The following is an 18725-nucleotide window of genomic DNA, read 5'->3' as shown; positions in this document are numbered from 1 at the left end:
CGGCCGTTAACATAGCGCCATGTTCAGTTATCGCCACGCCTTCCATGCCGGCAACCATGCCGATGTGCTCAAGCACACCACGCTGATCGCGTTGATGAAGTATTTAACCCAGAAAGACACGGCGCTGACCGTGATCGACACGCACGCCGGCGCCGGGCTGTACCGCCTGGACGGCGACTACACCGAAACCAGCGGCGAGGCCCAGGAGGGCGTTTTTCGCCTTTTTAATGTAACAAAAGCAGCCTCTACCCTTGTTGCATCTGCGTCAACAGCTACAAAAACAATAGCAACAAAGAAGGCCGGGGCCACCGCCAAAACACCTCCCGTGGAGGCCCTCGCCCCCGTCCTGCAGGACTATGTGGACCTCCTGTGCAGCCTGAACCCGCAGCTGGCCCAGAGCGGCGATCCGGCGCACCTGAAGATTTACCCCGGCTCGCCCTTCATTGAGCAGCAATTTCTCAGCGGCCGCGACAAACTCAAGCTGTTTGAGCTGCACCCCACCGATTTCAAGTCCCTGACCGGCAACATTGCCCAGCTGGGTGTGGGGCGCCAGGTCAGCGTTGCACGCGAGGATGGCTTCGAGGTGCTGAAAACCTTTCTGCCGCCGCCGGCTCGCCGCGCCATGGTGCTGTGCGACCCGAGCTACGAGATCAAGACCGACTACGCCAGGGTGGCGGTCTGCATGGCCGACGCCGTCAAGCGTTTTGCCACAGGCACCTACGTGGTCTGGTACCCCATCATTCCGCGCCCCGAAGCGCATGATTTGCCACGCAAGCTCAAAACCCTGGCAACCAAGGCCGGCCGCAGCTGGCTCCATGCCACCCTGACCGTCAAGTCCAGCAAGCTCACCACCGACGAGACCGGTGACGTCAAGCGCCCCGGACTGCCGGCCAGCGGCATGTTCGTGATCAATCCGCCGCACACGCTCAAGGCCGAACTGCAAGCCGCGCTGCCGCAAATGGTGGCGCGCCTGGGGCAAGACCGCAATGCCGGGTTCACGCTGGATCACGGCGGCTAAAAAACAACCCGGCAGACACGAGCCTGACCATGCATGTGATCCTGATTGTTGAAGACGACGACGCGATCCGGAGCAACATCTCCCGTCTGCTGACGCTCGAAGGTTTTGAGGCCGTGTCGGCCGCCGATGGCCGCAGCGGCTTGGCCCACGCCAGGGCGCGCGCGCCGGACCTCATCATCTCGGACGTGAACATGCCCGACATGGACGGCTTCGCGTTGCTCGCAGCCATCCGCGCCGATGCGGCACTGGCCACCACCCCCTTCATGCTGTTGACCGCGCTGGACGACCGCAACAGCATGCGCCGCGGCATGACGGCCGGCGCCGACGATTACCTGTCCAAACCCTTCACACGCACCGAGCTGCTCGAGGCGGTGAATGCGCAGCTGCGCAAAAAGAACCTGGTTGATGCACGCATGGCCTCCGGCCTTGCCGCACTGGAAACACGTCTGCGCACCGCTTTCGGCAGCGACATCGGTGGCCGGCAACCCGAAGCGTTTGCGGTGGAAGCGCCGCCTGACAGCGACGACGCGCACGTCATCAACGCCACGGTGCTGGTGTCTTCCATTCGCAACTTCACTTCGCTGGCCGAAAAGCTCGAAGCCAACGAGGTCTCGCAGTTGCTCACCGAGTACTTCGAACGCAGCTGCCAGCCCGTGCTCAAGAACAGTGGCCGGCACCTCAAGTTCGTCGGCGACGGCCTGATGGCCGTGTTTGCCAACACCCTCAGCGGCTCGCCACTGCCCGCGCAACGCCGCGCCATCTCTGCGGCCCTGGCAATGGCGCTGGCAGCGCATGAGTTCCGCGACTGGCTGGCGCAGCGTTTTGCCGCGCGCGGCCTGCCGCCTTTTGCCATTGGCATCGGGCTGCACAGCGGGGAAGTCACGCTGTGCCGCATGGGCCCACCGGGCAGCCCCGACCTGATGCCGGTGGGAGATACGGTCAGCCTGGCGGCGCGCCTGGAAGTGGCCACACGCGAACGCGGCTGGACGGTGCTGGCCAGCCGCGCGGTGATGGAAGCGGCAGGCGACGGCATCGAAGTTGGAACGCGGGACACACTGGCCGTTCCCGGCAAGAACCTGACGCTCGACGTCCTTGAAATTACCGGCATGGTGACCGGCATCGACGACAAGATTCACGGCATGGCCAGCCTGACCGAGCGGGCCAGCGAGATCAGTGCTGCAGTGCGCACCAACTCCGACATCACGGCCCGGGCCGTCAAGGAAGCATTGCAGTCCAAGCTGGCCACCTTGAAAGAGCAGCGCTTTGAGCCCGGCAACGAGCCGGTGCGGCTTAAGGGTTACCGGGTGACCCGGAAAATCGGCTCGGGCGGGATGACCGAGGTCTACCTGGCGGAGCGCGAAACCGATGGCTTGCCCATCGTGCTCAAAGTTCTTGATTCGCGCGGCAAGGAGGCCTCGGAACACCTGGTGCGCTTCATCCAGGAATATGCGCTTCTGAGCAAGATTAATCATCCGCACGTGATCCGCATCCATGACCAGGGTTTCAGCGACGAACACGCCTACATCGCCATGGAGTATTTCGAGCGCGGTGACCTGCGCACGCTCTTCGGCCCCGGCATGACGCGTGTTCGCGCGCTGGAGATAGGGCGGCAGCTGGCGCAGGCGCTCGCAGCCATTCACAGCCACGGCATCGTGCACCGCGACATCAAGCCCGAAAACGTCATGCTGCGCAGCGACGGATCGGTCGCGCTGGCCGACTTCGGTATCGCCAAGTCCATGCTGCAGGCCGAAAGCCTGGGCTTCACCCAGACCCGCCATGGCGACGTGGTCGGCACGCCTTTCTACATGAGCCCTGAACAGGTCATCGGCAAGGCGGTAACAGTTCGCTCCGATCTGTACAGCCTGGGCGTCATGCTGTTCGAGATGCTGGACGGCCGTCGCCCTTTCATGGCCGAGTCGCTCGAATTGTTGCTGGCCAAACACCTGCATGCGGACACCCCGGCCCTGCCCGTTGTCCATGCCGACCTGCAACCCATCATCAACCGGCTGATGGCTAAAAATCCCGACGCTCGTTACGCGTCGGCGCAAGCCCTTCTGGCCGACCTGAACCAGGCGGCCTGACCCCCACACGGCGAAGTCAACAATTAACCGACCGATCGGTCGGTTAATTCGCTATACTGCGATGGATTGCTGACCCTGCAAGCCAGGTGACCAGGAGACAACGCATGTACACACAATCACTCGACCTTCCCGATTCGTCGGCGCCTGTCCTTGCGCCGGTGGCAAATCCAGACGCGCTGCAAACCCGTTTCGACGAAAAAATCGACGCCGATCAGAAGATCGAACCGCAGGACTGGATGCCCGAGGCCTACCGCCGCACGTTGATACGCCAGATCAGCCAGCACGCGCACAGCGAAATCATCGGCATGCAACCCGAAGGCAACTGGATCTCGCGCGCGCCCTCGCTCAAGCGCAAGGCCATCCTGCTGGCCAAGGTGCAGGACGAAGGCGGCCATGGCCTCTACCTGTATTCCGCTGCCGAAACCCTGGGCGTGGGACGCGACGCATTGCTCGACGCCCTGCACACCGGTAAGGCCAAGTACAGCTCCATCTTCAACTACCCAACGCTGCAGTGGGCGGACGTCGGGGTGATCGGCTGGCTGGTCGACGGCGCAGCCATCATGAACCAGGTGCCGATCTGCCGCTGCTCGTACGGGCCGTATGCACGCGCCATGATCCGCATCTGCAAGGAAGAAAGTTTTCACCAGCGCCAGGGCTTTGAAAGCCTGATGGTGCAGATGCAGGGCACGCCCGAACAGCGCGCCATGGTGCAGGACGCGGTGAACCGCTGGTGGTGGCCGGTGCTGGCCATGTTCGGCCCGCCCGACGCCGACAGTACCAACGGCGCGCAAGGCATGCGCTGGGGCATCAAGCGCATTTCGAACGACGACTTGCGACAGAAGTTTGTCGACGCCACCGTGCCGCAGGCGGCGGTGCTGGGCGTGACCCTGCCCGACCCCGATCTGAAATGGAACGAAGCGCGCCAGCAGCACGACTACGGCGCGATTGACTGGGACGATTTCTGGGCCGTGGTGGGCGGCAACGGACCTTGCAACAAGGAACGCCTGACCAACCGCGTGAAAGCACATGAAGACGGCCAGTGGGTGCGTGATGCCGCGCAAGCTTATGCAGCGAAACAGCAAGCCCGCCAGATGAAGGAGGCTGCATGAGCAATTCACACAACGACTGGCCTTTGTGGGAAGTGTTTGTCCGTTCCAAACAAGGCCTGGAGCACAAACACTGCGGCAGCCTGCATGCTGCCGATGCACAGCAGGCGTTGCAGATGGCGCGCGACGTCTACACCCGGCGCCAGGAAGGTGTGAGCATCTGGGTGGTGCCGTCGAACATCATCACCGCCAGCGAACCGGACGACAAGGCCGCTTTTTTTGAACCCATGGCCGACAAGATTTACCGGCACCCAACGTTTTATGAAATCCCCGACGAAGTGGGCCACATGTGAAAACCGTCGAAGCTCCCGTCAGGACAGCCCCGCTGGACTACCTGCTGCACCTGGCCGACAACGCGCTGGTGCTCGGCCAGCGCAACGCCGAATGGTGCGGTAACGGCCCGGTGCTCGAGGAAGACATCGCGCTGGCCAACATGAGCCTGGACCTGATCGGCCAGGCGCGCATGTTGTACCAGCACGCAGCCACGGTGGCCGCCGATGGCGCAACGGAGGATTCGCTCGCCTACTTCCGCGGCCCTGACGAGTTCCGCAACTACACACTGCTCGAGCTGCCGCATGCGTCCGACGCTTCGGAGCGCGACTACGCGGTGACCATCGTCCGCAATTTCCTTTACAGCGCGCTGATGTTGCTACTGTGGGAGGCCTTGCAGAAATCGAAGGACGCGCAGCTGGCCGCCATTGCCGGCAAGTCGTTCAAGGAAGTGCGTTACCACTTTCGCCACTCGCGCGACTGGCTGGTTCGTCTTGGCGATGGCACCACCGAATCGCACGCCCGCACACAGGCCGTCTTGAAGCATTTATTGCCTTACACCCAGGAGTACTGGGCGCCATCAGCTATCGAGACAGTAGCAGATCAGGAAGACCGGGCCATTGATGCTGCTGCGCTGAAAAGCAGCTGGGACGATCTCGTCAACGACGCGTTGCAGGAAGCCGGCCTGCAGCGTCCTGCGCTTCGTGCCGGGTTGCCGCAAGGCAAGAACGGCCAGCACAGCGAACACCTGGCGCCGTTGCTGGCCGAGATGCAAAGCCTGGCGCGCGCCCACCCGGACGCTCGCTGGTGATGAACACCCTGCAGCATGTCTGGGACGTGCTCGAAGCCGTGCCCGACCCCGAGATCCCGGTGGTGTCCATCCGCGAGCTGGGCATTCTGCGCGACGTGCGCCACGTCAGCGATGGTGTGGAAGTCATCATCACACCGACCTACAGCGGCTGCCCGGCCATGAGCCAGATCGAGGACGACATTCGCGCGGCGCTGGCGCAGCACCAGCTCAACGCGCGCATCACCACCCAGTTGGCCCCGGCCTGGACCACCGACTGGATGACCGCGACCGCCAAGGCCAAGCTGCGCAGCTATGGCATTGCGCCGCCACACACCACCACGCCGGGTAGCGACAAGGTCATCCGCTTCGCATCCAGACGCCAGGCCGCGGATGCGGTGGCCTGCCCGCAATGCGGTTCGGTCAACACCACCGAAACCTCGCACTTTGGCGCCACCGCCTGCAAGGCGCTGTACAGGTGCCTGGACTGCCTGGAACCCTTCGATTACTTCAAGCCTTACTGACCAGGTTCCCGCATGTCCGTTCCCCACTTCCACCCGCTCATCATCAAGCGCGTCACGCCTGAAGCCGCCGGCGCCGTGGCCATCAGCTTTGCCATTCCGCCCGACTTGCGCGAGATCTATGGCTTCACGCCCGGCCAGTTCCTCACGCTCAAGGCGACGATTGATGGCGAGCAGGTGCGCCGCAGTTATTCGATCTGCAGCAGCACGCAACGTCTGGTGGCAGAACATGACATCGAGGTCGGCATCAAGCCGGTCGAAGGCGGCGTTTTTTCCAACTGGGCCACGCAGCTGCAAGCCGGCGACACGCTGGAGGTGATGCCGCCGGAGGGCCGTTTCACGCCGCGCCTGACGGGCGGCGTGCATCGCGTCGGCTGGGCCGCCGGCTCGGGCATCACGCCCCTGCTGTCCATCATTGCCAGCACGCTGGCGGGTGGGCCGGACTCCACCTTCACGCTGGTGTATTGCAACCAGCGCACGAGCAGCATTTTGTTCAACGAAGCGCTGCAGGATCTGAAAGACCGCTATCCCGCACGCCTCACGCTGATTCATCTGCTCTCGCGCCAGTCGCAGGAAGTCGCTCTGTTCAATGGCCGCCTCGACGGCGCCAAGGTCAGCGAACTGCTGGCGACGCTGATTCCGCCGGCCAGCATCGACGAGACTTTTGTCTGCGGCCCGGAAGCCATGATCGAAAGCTGCGAGCAGACCCTGCTGGCAGCCGGCGTGCCGAGGGAGCGCATCCATGCCGAACGTTTCACGACTGCCGGGCAACCTGCATTCGCTATCAAATCAAGAGCTATTGACGCAGGCAGCACAAGGGCCAATGGCCAGAATAGCTTGCAAGCTGGCGCCATACGCCTGTCGGTACAGCTTGACGGCAAGGCGCACGAATTGCGCATGTTTGCACACGAACGCGTACTCGACGTGGCGCTGGCGGCCGGGCTGGACTTGCCCTACAGCTGCAAGGGCGGTGTCTGCTGCACCTGCCGCGCCAAGGTGCTGGAAGGCGAGGTTGCAATGGAGAAAAACTTCACCCTGGAAGACTGGGAAGTGAAGAAGGGCTTTGTGTTGAGCTGCCAAGCGCGGCCGCTGAGTGACAACGTACGAATCAGCTACGACGAGAGGTAGTCCCCACGCTCGCCGCGTCTGCCTGCCCTTCGGGCGTGCTCAGTGGGTTCTGGAATTCCAGACGTGAAGTTCGAAGAAAGCCCCGGTCTCGGGAATCTTCATCAGGCCAAGCACATGGCGCGTGGCAGCGTCTGCGGCTTTTTCCCAGCGCGCAATGGCTTGCAGTTCTTCGGGAGCACTCGCCTCAAGAGGGTTCTCCGCGCGCAGTGAGCATGCCGCCAGCCACTCGCAGTAAGCCCCCCGAACGGCCGAAGCGCTGCCCAAGGTGCGTTCCAGGGTTCGCAGGAACTTCTCTTCAGCGGCCTGTCGCTGCTCATCTGTCAGCGGAACTGCCGACAGGAGTGATGCGTTGTATTTGCTCTGCGCTCTCATGGGGTGGGGATGTTGTGCCGTGGATTCTATCGTTCAAACGTTCCCCGCGCCCTAATACTTGAGCGCGGTGCTCTTTCCCCAGAACACCCTGTAGGCAAACACGGTGTAGCCCACAATCATGGGCAGCACCACCAGCGCCCCCACCAGAATGACACCCATGGCCTCGGGCGCGGTAGCCGCCTGCCAGATCGTGATCCGGTCAATGACCAGCCAGGGAAACAGGCTGTAGGCCAGGCCGTAGAAAGCCAGCAAAAATACCCCCACGGTCGCGCCAAAAGGCACCCAGGCGCCGTATTCATTGCCCTGGGCCAGGCGCACTGGCAGGCGCTGCAGGCTGCGGTAGATCACCGCGAACAGCACCGCCGTTGCCGCCGGAATCGGCAGCAGGAGCACGATGTTGGGAAAGGAAAACCACTTATCGAAAATCTGCTGGCTGACCAGTGGCGTGGCCACTGAGATGGCCGCAACGCCAGCCACGGTAAACAACAGACTGGAGCGCGCCCACCGCACCGCCTGCAGCTGCAGCGCGCCTTCCGACTTGATGATCAGCCAGCCCGCACCCAGCAGGCAATACGCCGCCACCAGGGCGAGCCCGATCACGGCATTGAACACCAGCGTCCACCAGCTGGTCGCAAACCCGGTAATCAGGGAGCCCAGCATGTAGCCCTGGCTCCAGCTGGCCAGCAGCGAGCCTGTGTAGAACATGCGGTTCCACAGCGGCTTGTGCGCCGTGCGCGCCTTCACACGAAAGTCGAAAGCCACGCCGCGCAGCGTCAACCCGATCAGCATGAAAGCAACCGGCAGGTACAGCGCACCCAGGATCACGCCGTGCGCCAGCGGAAACACCGTCAGCAGGATGCCCACGCCCAGCACCAGCCAGGTTTCATTCGCGTCCCAGAAGGGGCCAATGCTGGCAATCATGGTGTCCTTGTCGTCGTCGCTGGCGCGGCGCATCAGCACACCAACCCCGAGGTCGTAACCATCGAGGATCACATAGGCCAGCATGGCCAGGCCCATCACCGCCAGAAAGACGATGGGCATCCATCCTGCGGCTTGCGTAAGGTCGGGGGCAAGATCAAGCATTGGGAGCTCCTTCCTTCTCGGGGTAATTCACCACGTTGAGTGCTTTCTCGATCTCGCCGGCCGTGTTGTCGTCCCCGACCGGTTTTCCCGCATGCTTTTTGTGGCGCGCCAGGTAGAACACCACCGAGATGTAAGACGTCAGCAGCACCGCATACATCGCCAAATACATGCTCAAGGTGAGTGCAATGCGCGGCGCCGGCACCTTGGAAGCCGCCTCTGCAGATGTCAGCACGCCCGTCACCAGCCAGGGTTGGCGGCCAATCTCGGTCACGTACCAGCCGGCCACGAGGGCAATCCATCCGGCAAAAGTCATGGCCACCAACAGGCGCGCATGCCACACCGTCAGTTCGCGTGCCGTGCCCTTCTTCCATGGTGAAAGTTGTAGCACGCTGGCCCAGCTGACCAGCAACATCAGCACGCCTACACCCACCATGATGCGAAAGGCCCAGAACACTGGCGCCACGGACGGATGTTTACCTTCAAACTGGTCCAGGCCTTTGACCTCGCCGTCCAGCGAATGGGTCAGGTACAGCGACGCGAGTTTGGGAATCGCGATTTCGTAGTGGTTTGTTTTGGCCTTCTCGTCCGGCAGGGCAAACAGCACGGCGGGCACGCCCTTCTCCGTCTTCCAGATGCCTTCCATCGCTGCCAGCTTGGCCGGCTGGTGTTCCATGGTGTTGAGACCATGCAGATCACCCGCAATGATCTGCAGCGGAATCAGCATGGCGGCCATGTAGATGCCGGTCTTCAGGCTGGCAATCACTTCGGGGGTCTTGTCGTCGCGCAGCCAGCGGTAGGCGGAAATACCCGCCACCAGGAAGGCCACCGTCAGGCCCGAGGCCAGCAGCATGTGCACCAGGCGGTAGGGAAATGAAGGATTGAAAATTACTTCGAACCAGCTTGTCACATGCGCCTGGCCGTTGATCATTTCAAAGCCCGCGGGCGTCTGCATCCACGAATTGAGCGCCAGGATCCAGAAGGCAGAGAGCGTGGTGCCGCCCGCTACCAGCAGTGTGGCCGCGGTGTGCATGGTTTCGCTCACGCGTTCACGCGCAAACAGCATCACGCCGAGCATGGTGGCCTCCAGGAAGAAGGCCGTCAGCACCTCATAGGCCAGCAGCGGCCCGGCAATGTTGCCGACTTTCTCCATGTAGCCCGGCCAATTGGTGCCGAACTGAAAACTCATGGTGATGCCGCTGACCACGCCGAGCGCAAAGGTCAGCGCAAAAATTTTCACCCAGAACTGGTAGGCGTCCATCCAGTGCTGCTCTTTGGTTTTAACGAACCGCAACTTGAAGAACAGCAGCACCCAGCCCAGCGAAATACTGATGGTCGGGAACAGGATGTGAAAGGTGATGTTGGCCGCGAACTGAATGCGTGCCAGCAGGAATGCGTCAAAACCATCCATCGTCAGCTCCTGTTGTCGTCAAGCGTGTCGGCGGGCTGCCCAGCCACTGTGGGCGTTGCCGGGCGCCCTGTCAAACCCGCCTTGACCGAGCCGGTAACCTTGTCCTTGATCTCCAGCAGCTTCTGCACCTTGGCCCCCATCTTCATCAGCTTGATCAGCGTGGCCGAGTCCATCTTCTGCACATCGGCCAGCCAGCCGGTCATGAGCTCAATCAGGTCATGCATCTGCTTCATGCGCGCCTGGGCGTGAATGTCGTCCTGGCTGGCGGGCTGCTCCATCAGCGCGTCGCGCAGCATGGACAGCGTGGGATCGATCTCGCGCTTGCGGCGCTCTTCGGCCAGCGTGCGGAAAATGGCCCACACATCTTCGGGTGCCTGAAAGTACTCGCGCCTGTCGTTCGGCAAGTGCTGCAGCCGCACCAGATTCCACGACTGCAACTCCTTCAGACCCATGCTGACGTTGGACCGCGAAAACGCCAGCGCCTCGCCAATGTCGTCGGCATTAAGCGCGCGCGGTGAGACATAAAGCAGCGCATAGATCTGCCCCACCGTCCGATTGATGCCCCAGCGGCTGCCCATTTCCCCGAAGTGCAGAACAAAACGCTGGGTCAGGGGGGCGAGGTTCATGGCTTGATTTTCTTGAATTTTCAGGAATTACTGAAATTATAGGAAATCAATGACGCAGATCAAGGTTCAAGGTTTTTGCCATGGCGATCTAGGGGTTTTGCGGTCGGCAAAAAGGGCCGTCCAAATGGGAGATGCGCGGCGCGCTCTGCAGCGCCTAAACTCCGGCTGCGGGGTTTGGCGCTTATTTATCTGGCTGAGGAGTAGCGGCAAAGATGGAATATTCTTTTAAAAACAACGACTTGTGCACATTTGGCAGACCCAGAATATCGAGCACGGGCCAGTTTATCGAGCAGATCTTGCTCTATACATTACGTTAGACATCATGCGCAATGACCAGTGGAAAAAATTCTTTCTCGCGTGTCGCGAGGTCCTTGGGCAAGGAGCCCATAACTCGCGCCTTAGCGAGTCATGGTGCGCATGGACAACCTTTCGAGCGTTGAAGTTTGGTGGGATTCACTATTGGACTTGTGGCGTTCCTGACTATTCGGAAATTCTTGATACTCAAATCGAAGATGGTGGTCTTTGGAGCCAGCCTTTTGACTATGCTGATATTGCTCACATCATCGTTCCAAAAACGTTTTATTGGGAAACCGAAGGTGACCCGGAATTCAAAAACGGAACCAAAAAACAGAACCTTCTGGAGCTTTCTGGAAGGCTAAATCATGAGAGCATTGCACATCGAATCACTGATCTCGTCTTGGAAATCAAACTCTATTAGGGCCACGTTGCCTATGTCTAACATTTCGGTCAAGAGGGACGCTCCGCCGGCGAGCCGACTACGCGCCTCTTACCTTCGACGTTGAACCGTACGATAAAGATGAATCCAGATCAGCGCGCGAACCTCGAAGCGATGGTCGAGGCACTTGGTAAAGCTATGGCTCAGGCTTGGAGCTACTTCTACTTGCTGAAGGGAGTGCATGAGGGCTCCAAGGCTTCACCGGCCGTTGTCCAGCGCTTTCCTTGGTTGCTAGAGCAGCTGTGGCGCGGGATCTTTGACGCCCTTTTCGCGAAGGTGGGCACGATCATTGACTCCACTGGCAGCACATACTCCCTACCAAACTTGATCACGTTGGTGCGCAGGTATGGGGATGCCGAATTGAAGACCCTGCTTCCAGAAGCAGAGGCGTGCTTGTCGGAAAAGAGCAGTCCTCTGGCGAAGATCAAGAACTGGAGGCATTTCAACATCGCGCATCGAACCGCACGAGGCAATGAAGACGCCTTCTATGTCGACAACAAGATGAATCTGAAAGAAATCGAGGGCGCTTTGGAGCAGTTGGACGAGGCAATCAACCATCTATCCTGGAACGTTCTTTCGATTCACAACGATACGAAGTCAGCATTCGAACCGCTCATCGACGAAGGAAAGGCGCTGTGCCTTTCGGCGTCAAATGGCTTGGGGAGCACGAACAAGTGATCAATCCTGCCGCGGCGGTCCGGTCCAGCTGGTCAGTCAACACGGTCGCCCAGATGCGTTCGTGCGCTTCCCGCGCATCTATTCCTGGTCGCCGGTTACGTCAACGTAGAGTTCATTGATGCCGATCTCTTCGCATGATCAATTGAGCCGTCTCGCTCGCCTAGAATTTCTGCGCGCTCTGCGCAATTGGCTCATCGCATTAGGTATTGTGGCCCTCGCGTAGGCAGTGATAGCTGTGAGAAACACCGTGGGAAATCCGGAAACTTGGGCGTCTACATTTCAGGCTCTCGCAGCAAGCGGAGCGTTTGCTCATTACGCAGGCTGGTTGGCGGCCATCGGCGGCCTGCTCCTACTTTTTTCTCTCTTCCTTACTATCTGTGTCGGCAGGATCGAGCGATGAACTCTAACTAGTCGGCCAACACGGAACGTCATGAAAACCGAGCGCGACTTCATCTCCCTTGAGTCTTTCCTCAAGTCGATCCCCGGTGTCCATCCCTCCCTGGGTCACGGGTTGGAGAACGATGGCCTGTGGTGGGTCAAGTTCTCCATCGACATTGACAACAAGCTCGCCTGGCATGTGGTTCAAGAACTTGGCCACGTTTTGAACTATCTTTCAGTCGAAGAGCGTCTGCCAACCGTATTCAAACCCGTCTCGCCACCGCCTTACATGAACGGTGGGCCAAGCGAGTTTCTTTCCTGGGTTATAGAGTGCTCAGATTCCACTTTCAGACCTGATACTGTCGCCAAGTGGCTTGAGGAGCGTCTTCCACAACCCGTCGACGACATCAGCCAGTGGGGCAATGACGAATGATGTCTGGCCCTGTCAACACAAAACAAATGTTCCAACCCGATATCCCACCCCAAGTCCGCCAGGCCATCATCCTGCTCTGGATCACGCAACTGCTGGTCGTTGTCGATGCAGGTCTCACGCTGATGTTTCCCGAGCCCGACATGGCTGGTGAAACAGCTTTCCTTGTCATTGTTTTTCTGGTTCTTTTGGGCTTGTATGCCACGTTGATCACCTTTGCGGCAAGGCGCAAAAACTGGGCGCGAATCACCTTGCTCGTTTTCGCCGTCATCAGCGCCGCCGGGTATTTTTTATTGCCGTCTGAAATACCTGCGCCATGGTGGACAGAGGCCAATATCTGGCTCAGTTCAATTTTGGAAATAGTCGCGCTGTACTGGCTGTTTACCGGCGCAGGCGCACGCTGGTACGCCAACAAGGTGGCAGCGTAGCCACTTCATTTCACATCAGACGCTAAAAAAATGATGAACGGGTTTTTCCGGCGCAGATTTCAAAACTTCGCGCGGTGGTGGCACGCCCCGGTGACGCGGCGTGATCGCATCGTCGGCGCCCTCATCGGAGGCATGGGCTGCTTCTGGATCGGCATTCTTGGCAGGCTCGCGCTTGGTCCCTTGCCGGTCTCTCTGTCTACCTTGGGTTGGTGGGCTTTGGGGTCCATAGTCCTTGGGGTCACACTCGGCATTTGTTTTCCGAAGATTGTTTCCGTGGTTTGTTTTCCGTTTTCGAGCTTTGGCGGAGGCAGTTGACTGTCAAGCGGAGACAACACATCCCGCAGGAAACCACCCAACTTTCTTTTTCGCTCAGGAACCCATGCCCTACCAATGCGCACACTGCGGCAACACGCACGACGAACTTCCCCGCTACTTCATGTGGAACGCGCCGGAAACAGACCGGGGCCGCGTCATTGATGTGGAGGAAGACAGCAAATCGATGTGCCACGCGGCGGACAACCAGTTCTTTGTGCATTGCGAGATCGAGCTGCCGCTGGCTGAAACTGAGGGTGATCCGTTGGGATGTATCTGCTGGGTCGAGGTGTCGCAGTCGGATTACCAACGGCTTCTCCACTTCAGGGAGAACGAAGACTCAACGCCCGACTATGCAGACTGGGTGGAGGGGAAACTGGCCAACCCGGTTCAAGGCGTCGCCCACTCGTACGGAACGCGGGTGAAGTTCGAGGTGATCAAAGGCGACCCAACGCCTTACATCAAGTGGGTCGCACCGGGAACGGCTGTCGCAGCGATTCTGGCGTCCGGCGTATCGATGGATTTTTGGCACGATGTGGCTGCGGGGCGATTGCGGCCTTAAAGGCTTGGACAACTCAATAGCAGTGTGCGTGCACGTCTGGGACTTATTCGAGGAATTTATGAGCCGACTCTTCAAAACGATCAAGTGCACAACTGTGGGGTTGGTGACAGCACTCCTATTGACGTCATGCGCGTCTTTCGAGTCCATTCCGGATACGTGGCCAAAACGGTATCGGGAATTTATTCAGAAAGTTGACATACCCATAGGCCGCCGGATAACCGTGTACCTTGGCCTTGATACGAGCAATTCCCCACCGAATCAGCCCTACGATCAGGAAATCGTTTTTTACTCGTCCAGACCCAATGCGGTCTGGAACACACAGATCAGATTTAACGCGGGCGTTGACAAGGTTTACACAGGCTCTGTCAAGACCAGCTTTAGCCCCTCTGTGATTTGCATAACGTACGAGCAGCTCAAAGAGGTTGGTGAATTTAAACCGGGAATCGCCGTACCAATGCACGTAACAACCGGACCACACGGGTCCGGTTATGTCAAATACTTGCCGCAGCCAGATCATTTTATTTTCAAGCTAGACAACGATGTCCGTGTTGATGCCGTCGTGGTTATGGAGAAAGGCTGTCTGACTAGACTTCAACACGCCATATCGTCAAAGCTGACCCGATAGCATCTACGAGCAAGCGAGCGGCCATCGTGCCGATGAATCAACCCTCAGGCGCATGGAGACGCCACATCATGAAAAAACAAATCGAACGCTTTTCCCCACACCAAAACGCCAAGGTTTTCGCAGTGCTCATGGCCGTGAGCTCGCTGGTTTTCGTGATTCCCTTCATGCTGATCGCCGCTCCTTTCGCGCACCAGGGCGCGGGCATGTCGGCGCTGGCCATTCTGGCTTTTCCCGTCATCTACCTGGTCATGGGCTACCTGTCAGTCGCGATCGGATGCTGGGTTTACAACCTGCTGTTTCCTTACATCGGGGGCATCGAGTTCCAGTCGCGGGACACCCACGACTGAGGCCGGTACTTACCGAGCCGTCTTCGACTCCACCGCCGCGACGCCGTATTTCGACTTGGACGTGGTACCCACACTCAAATAATTGACCACGCCCATGACGTCATCAACCAGCATCACAGCCTGCTCCATCGCCCGGGACTGTTCCTGAGACTGCACGCAACCCATCAGTGTCACCAGCCGCCGCTCTCCCAGCACCCAGACGCTGGTGTTGTTGAAGCGGCCGTCTTGCTGCAGGTAGCTGACCATGCGGGGAATGATCTCCTTGTCGTAGAGATAGGAGTTGGGGAGGCGGCACCGGCCCGAGCGGAAGCAGCTGCCGCCGTGCTGGGCACGCACATGTGCTTCGGCACGCACCTGTTGCTGCGTGAACATCGGGCCCTCGGGCACTGGGCAGCCGGGCATGGCCGAGGTCACTTGCAGAAAGGGATCGTTGAAATGATTCCCGCGTTCCTGTTGCGCATTCGCCTTCTCCTGCGCAAGCACAGCGAAGGGCAACGCTGCCAAACCAACGAACAAAACAACCCGGCCGCGAAGTTTCATGTTTGCCTCCAGTGACCCGCCACGATAGCGGATTTTCACGGCAAGGGCGTGGACTTGTCATCTCACCGACATGCTGTCCATGAAAAGTGCAGCCATGAACAATTCACTGACCCTGCGCCCCGCCCTCGAGTCCGATCTGCCTGCTGTGCTGCGCCTCTACGCCCAGCCCGACATTGACGACGGCGATGTTCTTGCCCTGCCGGACGCCACCCGTATCTGGGAGCGCATGGCAAGTTACCCCAACTACACGCTCTATGTCGCCCTGGTGGAGGAGCGCGTGGTCGGCACCTTTGCCTTGCTCATCATGGACAACCTCGGCCACCTGGGCGCGCCATCGGCGGTGGTTGAAGACGTGGCGGTGGACCCCGCTGCGCATGGCCAGGGCATAGGCAAGGCCCTGATGCGCCATGCCATGGCACTGGCCGCCGAATGCGGTTGTTACAAGCTCGCGCTGTCGTCCAACCTCAAACGTGAGAAGGCACATGCGTTTTACGATTCGCTGGATTTTGAGCGCCATGGCTTCAGCTTTCGCATGGTGCTGCCTTCTGCATTACCATGAAATTGCTATGTATTCAGGAGCTGCCTACGCCTGCTGAATAAGGGCTGGAGGCCGATTTGTTGCCTGTACCCGGCTCCAGCCACGGTACCGTCAGCGCGGGCCGGGTACCCGCCTGACGGTACGCTGCCGTTTTGTGGCCGCTGGCGGTTGGGCCACCGGCGGGGTGGACTCCGGCACCAGCAGCAACACGTCCTTCACGCCGAGCCCGAGCATGCCGATCGCCTCGGCAGCGGCGCGGCTCAGGTCAATCACGCGGCCGCGGCTGAAAGGCCCGCGGTCGGTGATGCGCACATCCACCTCTTTGCCGTTGACCAGGCTGCGCACCCGCACGAGCGTACCGAAAGGCAGTGTCCTGTGCGCAGCCGTCAGCTCGTGCATGTTGTAGCGCTCGCCGCTGGCGGTACGCCGCCCGTTGAAGCGGGGGCCGTACCAGGAAGCCTTGCCTTGCTCGAACTCCCTGAGCGCCTCACCGGCTGGCAGCAGCGGTGAGGCAACCGGTGCAGGTTCGGCCGCAACGCTTGCCTCAGCGGGTGTCCTGGCCGCCGGGCGGGAAGAAGCGCCGGGCGCGGGAGGCGCAGTGTCGGAGGCAGGTGGCGTTGTGCAGCCTGACAACACCAGCAGGCTGGTGGCGATCCAGAGCCTTACAGCGCCGGTGGACAAAATCAATCCCTCATCCAACCGACTGGAGACGACGAAGCGTAGGGCGAGGGGTCCCGCTTGCGGGGATCGACCAGCGTAGATGAATCAACACCACATTCACCTCCCGAGCCGCTTGCAGATTTCCACCGTCGCCTGCGACTGATTCATGGTGTAGAAATGAATCCCGGGCACGCCTGCGCTGCGCAGCTGGTCGCACAGGTCGGTCACCACGTCCAGGCCGAAACTCTTGATGGAAGCCAGGTCGTCGCCAAAGCCCTGCAGGCGCAGGCGGATCCAGCGCGGGATCTCCGCGCCGCAGGCATCGGAAAAACGCATCAGCTGCGTGGAGCTGATGATGGGCATGATGCCGGGCACAACCGGCACGTCCAGGCCCATCTTCTTTGCGTCGTCGACGAAGCGGAAGTAAGCGTCTGCGTTGAAAAAATACTGGGTGATGGCCGAATTGGCGCCGGCCCTGACCTTGGCGGCAAACGCCTGCAGGTCGGCGTCGGCCGATTTGGCCTGCGGGTGAATCTCGGGGTAGGCCGCCACCTCGATGTGGAAGGCGTCACCCGTGAATTCGCGGATGAAAGCCACCAGGTCGCTCGCGTAATGGAACTCGCCACCAGCGCCGTAGCCGCTGGGCAAATCGCCGCGCAAGGCCACCAGGCGCTTTACGCCCATGGCTTGCAGGGCAGCGAGCTGCTGGCGCACCGTGGCCTTGGTCGCACCGACGCAGGAAAAATGGCAGGCTGCGTCAACGCCCTCTTTCAGGATTTCACCAACAGTACCGAAGGTGCCGTCCTGCGTGGAGCCGCCGGCCCCAAAGGTGACGGAGCAGAACTCGGGCTTGTAGGCGTACAGCGCTCTGCGCGCCAGGCGAAGCTTGTCTGCGCCTTCGGGCGTCTTGGGCGGAAAAAATTCAAAGCTGATGGGGAAATTCATTGCCAACCTCAATCCTTGTCTGTTTTCTTGTCGCGTCGCTTGCCGCGTGCCGGGCCAGGCTGGCCAGCGTGTGCTTCTTCTGAGTCCTCGTGTGCCTCATGCAGGGCGCGCAGCTCGCTGCGTGGCGTGCGCTTGGGCAGGTTGCGGGCGGGCGCCGCCACCAGCGGCTGGTCTTCATCGACAGCGTTGTGGCCTTTTTTTGCGTGAACAAAAAACTCGCGGTTGCCGTCGCCTCCTGCTATCGGCGAGTCCAGCCAGCCCAGCACGTCCAGGCCCAGCGCGGCGCAGGTGTCACGCAGACGTTTTTCGACAAACTCGAAATGCGCCGGGTCACGCACAATGCCGCCTTTGCCCACCTGGCCAGGCTGCAGTTCAAACTGTGGCTTGACCAGCATCAGCAGGTGGCCATCGGCCTTAAGCAAACGCACCACGGCCGGCAACACCAGCGTCAATGAAATAAAGGACAAGTCACCTGTTAGGAAGTCAAACACCGGATTGAAGCCGGAGTCACCTTCTTGATCTCCGTGATCTTCGTAGGCTGCATCGTCGTCATCCTGAGTGGCGCGGCTGTAGTGCGCCGCCAATTCATCCGCTGTCAAAGAGCGGGCATTGACCCCTTCGATGCAGACAACCCGCGGGTCATCACGCATGGTGCCGTGCAATTGGCCATGGCCCACGTCCACGCCCACCACCTGGGCAGCGCCGTGCTGCAGCAAGCAGTCGGTGAAGCCGCCGGTGGATTGGCCGATGTCCAGGCAGCGCAGACCCGCCACATCAACACCGGTGGTTTTGAGGGCACCTTCCAGTTTCAAGCCGCCACGCGAGATGTACTTGGCTTCGGTGGTGTCGGGCACCTGGATCTCGGCCCCGTCCGGCACTTCATCGCCGTTCTTGGCCACCTTTTTCCACGGCGCGCTTTCTTCGGCACGCCACTGCACACCCGAAGCAATCAGGCGCTGGGCCTGGGAGCGGGTGGCGGCGTGGCCGTGTTCGACGAGGAATAAGTCAGCGCGCATGAATCTCCTGCAGCCTCAAGGGCGTAGCGAGCGCCCCGATATCAAGGCGCGGGTGGCAGGCAACCGGAATGCACTTCAGGTGCATGAGGATTGCCTGATCGGGCCCCGCAACGCCGAGATCGGGTCGCGC

The 18725-nt window shown here is 60.4% G+C and carries 22 protein-coding genes; 14 read left to right on the top strand and 8 right to left on the bottom strand.

What is annotated here, in order from left to right; translation table 11 throughout:
• Positions 1–19 precede the first annotated feature (19 nt).
• The 7 genes from B0B52_RS08630 to paaE all read left to right on the top strand — a co-directional run bounded on the left by B0B52_RS08630 (position 20) and on the right by paaE (position 6911).
• Complete coding sequence (locus tag B0B52_RS08630; protein ID WP_077593209.1) at positions 20–1018, top strand: 23S rRNA (adenine(2030)-N(6))-methyltransferase RlmJ; 999 nt, start codon at positions 20–22, stop codon at positions 1016–1018.
• A 29-nt stretch (positions 1019–1047) separates the two neighbouring features.
• The gene (locus B0B52_RS08625) at positions 1048–3099 is read left to right on the top strand and encodes a protein kinase (protein WP_077593208.1); all 2052 of its coding nucleotides are present in this window, start codon (positions 1048–1050) and stop codon (positions 3097–3099) included.
• A gap of 104 nt (positions 3100–3203) precedes the next feature.
• The gene (gene paaA, locus B0B52_RS08620; RefSeq protein ID WP_077593207.1) at positions 3204–4208 is read left to right on the top strand and encodes a 1,2-phenylacetyl-CoA epoxidase subunit PaaA; all 1005 of its coding nucleotides are present in this window, start codon (positions 3204–3206) and stop codon (positions 4206–4208) included.
• Positions 4205–4498, top strand: coding sequence for a 1,2-phenylacetyl-CoA epoxidase subunit PaaB (paaB, locus tag B0B52_RS08615; protein ID WP_077593206.1), 294 nt, complete (start codon positions 4205–4207; stop codon positions 4496–4498). The genes paaA and paaB overlap by 4 nt, the downstream gene beginning before the upstream one ends.
• Positions 4495–5286 carry a 1,2-phenylacetyl-CoA epoxidase subunit PaaC gene (gene paaC / locus B0B52_RS08610; protein ID WP_077593205.1) on the top strand — a complete coding sequence of 264 codons (792 nt, stop codon included), beginning with the start codon at positions 4495–4497 and terminating at the stop codon, positions 5284–5286. The genes paaB and paaC overlap by 4 nt, the downstream gene beginning before the upstream one ends.
• Positions 5286–5786, top strand: a complete 501-nt coding sequence (paaD, locus tag B0B52_RS08605; protein ID WP_139351870.1) for a 1,2-phenylacetyl-CoA epoxidase subunit PaaD — start codon at positions 5286–5288, stop codon at positions 5784–5786. The genes paaC and paaD overlap by 1 nt, the downstream gene beginning before the upstream one ends.
• Before the next feature lie 12 nt (positions 5787–5798).
• Positions 5799–6911, top strand: coding sequence for a 1,2-phenylacetyl-CoA epoxidase subunit PaaE (paaE, locus tag B0B52_RS08600; RefSeq protein WP_077593203.1), 1113 nt, complete (start codon positions 5799–5801; stop codon positions 6909–6911).
• Positions 6912–6950: 39 nt separating this feature from the next.
• Here the strand turns inward: paaE and B0B52_RS08595 are convergent, their stop codons facing one another.
• From B0B52_RS08595 to B0B52_RS08580, 4 genes are read right to left on the bottom strand one after another with little or no spacing between them, the layout of a single operon-like run.
• Entirely contained in the window at positions 6951–7283 is a 333-nt protein-coding gene (locus tag B0B52_RS08595) for a hypothetical protein (protein WP_077593202.1), read from the bottom strand.
• A 51-nt stretch (positions 7284–7334) separates the two neighbouring features.
• Positions 7335–8366 carry a cytochrome d ubiquinol oxidase subunit II gene (locus tag B0B52_RS08590; protein ID WP_077593201.1) on the bottom strand — a complete coding sequence of 344 codons (1032 nt, stop codon included), beginning with the start codon at positions 8364–8366 and terminating at the stop codon, positions 7335–7337.
• Entirely contained in the window at positions 8359–9774 is a 1416-nt protein-coding gene (locus tag B0B52_RS08585; RefSeq protein WP_077593200.1) for a cytochrome ubiquinol oxidase subunit I, read from the bottom strand. The genes B0B52_RS08590 and B0B52_RS08585 overlap by 8 nt, the downstream gene beginning before the upstream one ends.
• 2 nt (positions 9775–9776) lie before the next feature.
• Positions 9777–10400: a GbsR/MarR family transcriptional regulator gene (locus B0B52_RS08580; RefSeq protein ID WP_077593199.1), complete on the bottom strand. Its 624-nt coding sequence runs from the start codon at positions 10398–10400 to the stop codon at positions 9777–9779.
• 322 nt (positions 10401–10722) lie between these two features.
• Here B0B52_RS08580 and B0B52_RS08570 point away from each other — a divergent pair, with 322 nt between their 5' ends.
• From B0B52_RS08570 to B0B52_RS08535, 6 genes are all read left to right on the top strand, one after another.
• Entirely contained in the window at positions 10723–11118 is a 396-nt protein-coding gene (locus tag B0B52_RS08570) for a hypothetical protein (RefSeq protein ID WP_139351869.1), read from the top strand.
• Positions 11119–11217: 99 nt separating this feature from the next.
• The gene (locus B0B52_RS08565; protein WP_077593196.1) at positions 11218–11814 is read left to right on the top strand and encodes a hypothetical protein; all 597 of its coding nucleotides are present in this window, start codon (positions 11218–11220) and stop codon (positions 11812–11814) included.
• A 430-nt stretch (positions 11815–12244) separates the two neighbouring features.
• Complete coding sequence (locus B0B52_RS08560) at positions 12245–12625, top strand: hypothetical protein (RefSeq protein WP_077593195.1); 381 nt, start codon at positions 12245–12247, stop codon at positions 12623–12625.
• A 26-nt stretch (positions 12626–12651) separates the two neighbouring features.
• Complete coding sequence (locus B0B52_RS08555) at positions 12652–13050, top strand: hypothetical protein (protein ID WP_139351868.1); 399 nt, start codon at positions 12652–12654, stop codon at positions 13048–13050.
• A gap of 379 nt (positions 13051–13429) precedes the next feature.
• Positions 13430–13924 (top strand): DUF2199 domain-containing protein, encoded by a 495-nt coding sequence (locus B0B52_RS08545; protein ID WP_077593192.1) that lies wholly within the window; start codon positions 13430–13432, stop codon positions 13922–13924.
• A 693-nt stretch (positions 13925–14617) separates the two neighbouring features.
• Positions 14618–14896 carry a hypothetical protein gene (locus B0B52_RS08535; RefSeq protein ID WP_077593190.1) on the top strand — a complete coding sequence of 93 codons (279 nt, stop codon included), beginning with the start codon at positions 14618–14620 and terminating at the stop codon, positions 14894–14896.
• A 9-nt stretch (positions 14897–14905) separates the two neighbouring features.
• Here the strand turns inward: B0B52_RS08535 and B0B52_RS08530 are convergent, their stop codons facing one another.
• On the bottom strand, positions 14906–15436 hold the full coding sequence (locus tag B0B52_RS08530; RefSeq protein ID WP_077593189.1) for a BON domain-containing protein: 531 nt from the start codon (positions 15434–15436) through the stop codon (positions 14906–14908).
• A gap of 94 nt (positions 15437–15530) precedes the next feature.
• Between B0B52_RS08530 and B0B52_RS08525 the strand changes: the two genes are divergently transcribed.
• The gene (locus B0B52_RS08525) at positions 15531–15995 is read left to right on the top strand and encodes a GNAT family N-acetyltransferase (RefSeq protein ID WP_077593269.1); all 465 of its coding nucleotides are present in this window, start codon (positions 15531–15533) and stop codon (positions 15993–15995) included.
• Between the two features lie 90 nt (positions 15996–16085).
• On the opposite strand, the gene B0B52_RS08520 is transcribed toward B0B52_RS08525, so the two are convergent.
• The 3 genes from B0B52_RS08520 to B0B52_RS08510 form a co-directional block, all read right to left on the bottom strand.
• A complete protein-coding gene (locus B0B52_RS08520) occupies positions 16086–16661 on the bottom strand; it encodes a septal ring lytic transglycosylase RlpA family protein (protein ID WP_254425666.1) in 576 nt (191 codons plus the stop codon).
• A gap of 90 nt (positions 16662–16751) precedes the next feature.
• Positions 16752–17579, bottom strand: coding sequence for a methylenetetrahydrofolate reductase [NAD(P)H] (gene metF, locus B0B52_RS08515; protein WP_077593188.1), 828 nt, complete (start codon positions 17577–17579; stop codon positions 16752–16754).
• An 8-nt stretch (positions 17580–17587) separates the two neighbouring features.
• Entirely contained in the window at positions 17588–18595 is a 1008-nt protein-coding gene (locus B0B52_RS08510) for a TlyA family RNA methyltransferase (RefSeq protein WP_077593187.1), read from the bottom strand.
• Positions 18596–18725 lie beyond the last annotated feature (130 nt).

The organism is Polaromonas sp. A23 (assembly GCF_002001015.1).
Lineage (GTDB): Bacteria > Pseudomonadota > Gammaproteobacteria > Burkholderiales > Burkholderiaceae_C > Polaromonas.
The sequence above is the reverse complement of the archived record's forward strand: the minus strand, read 5'-3'. Positions and strand labels throughout refer to the sequence as shown.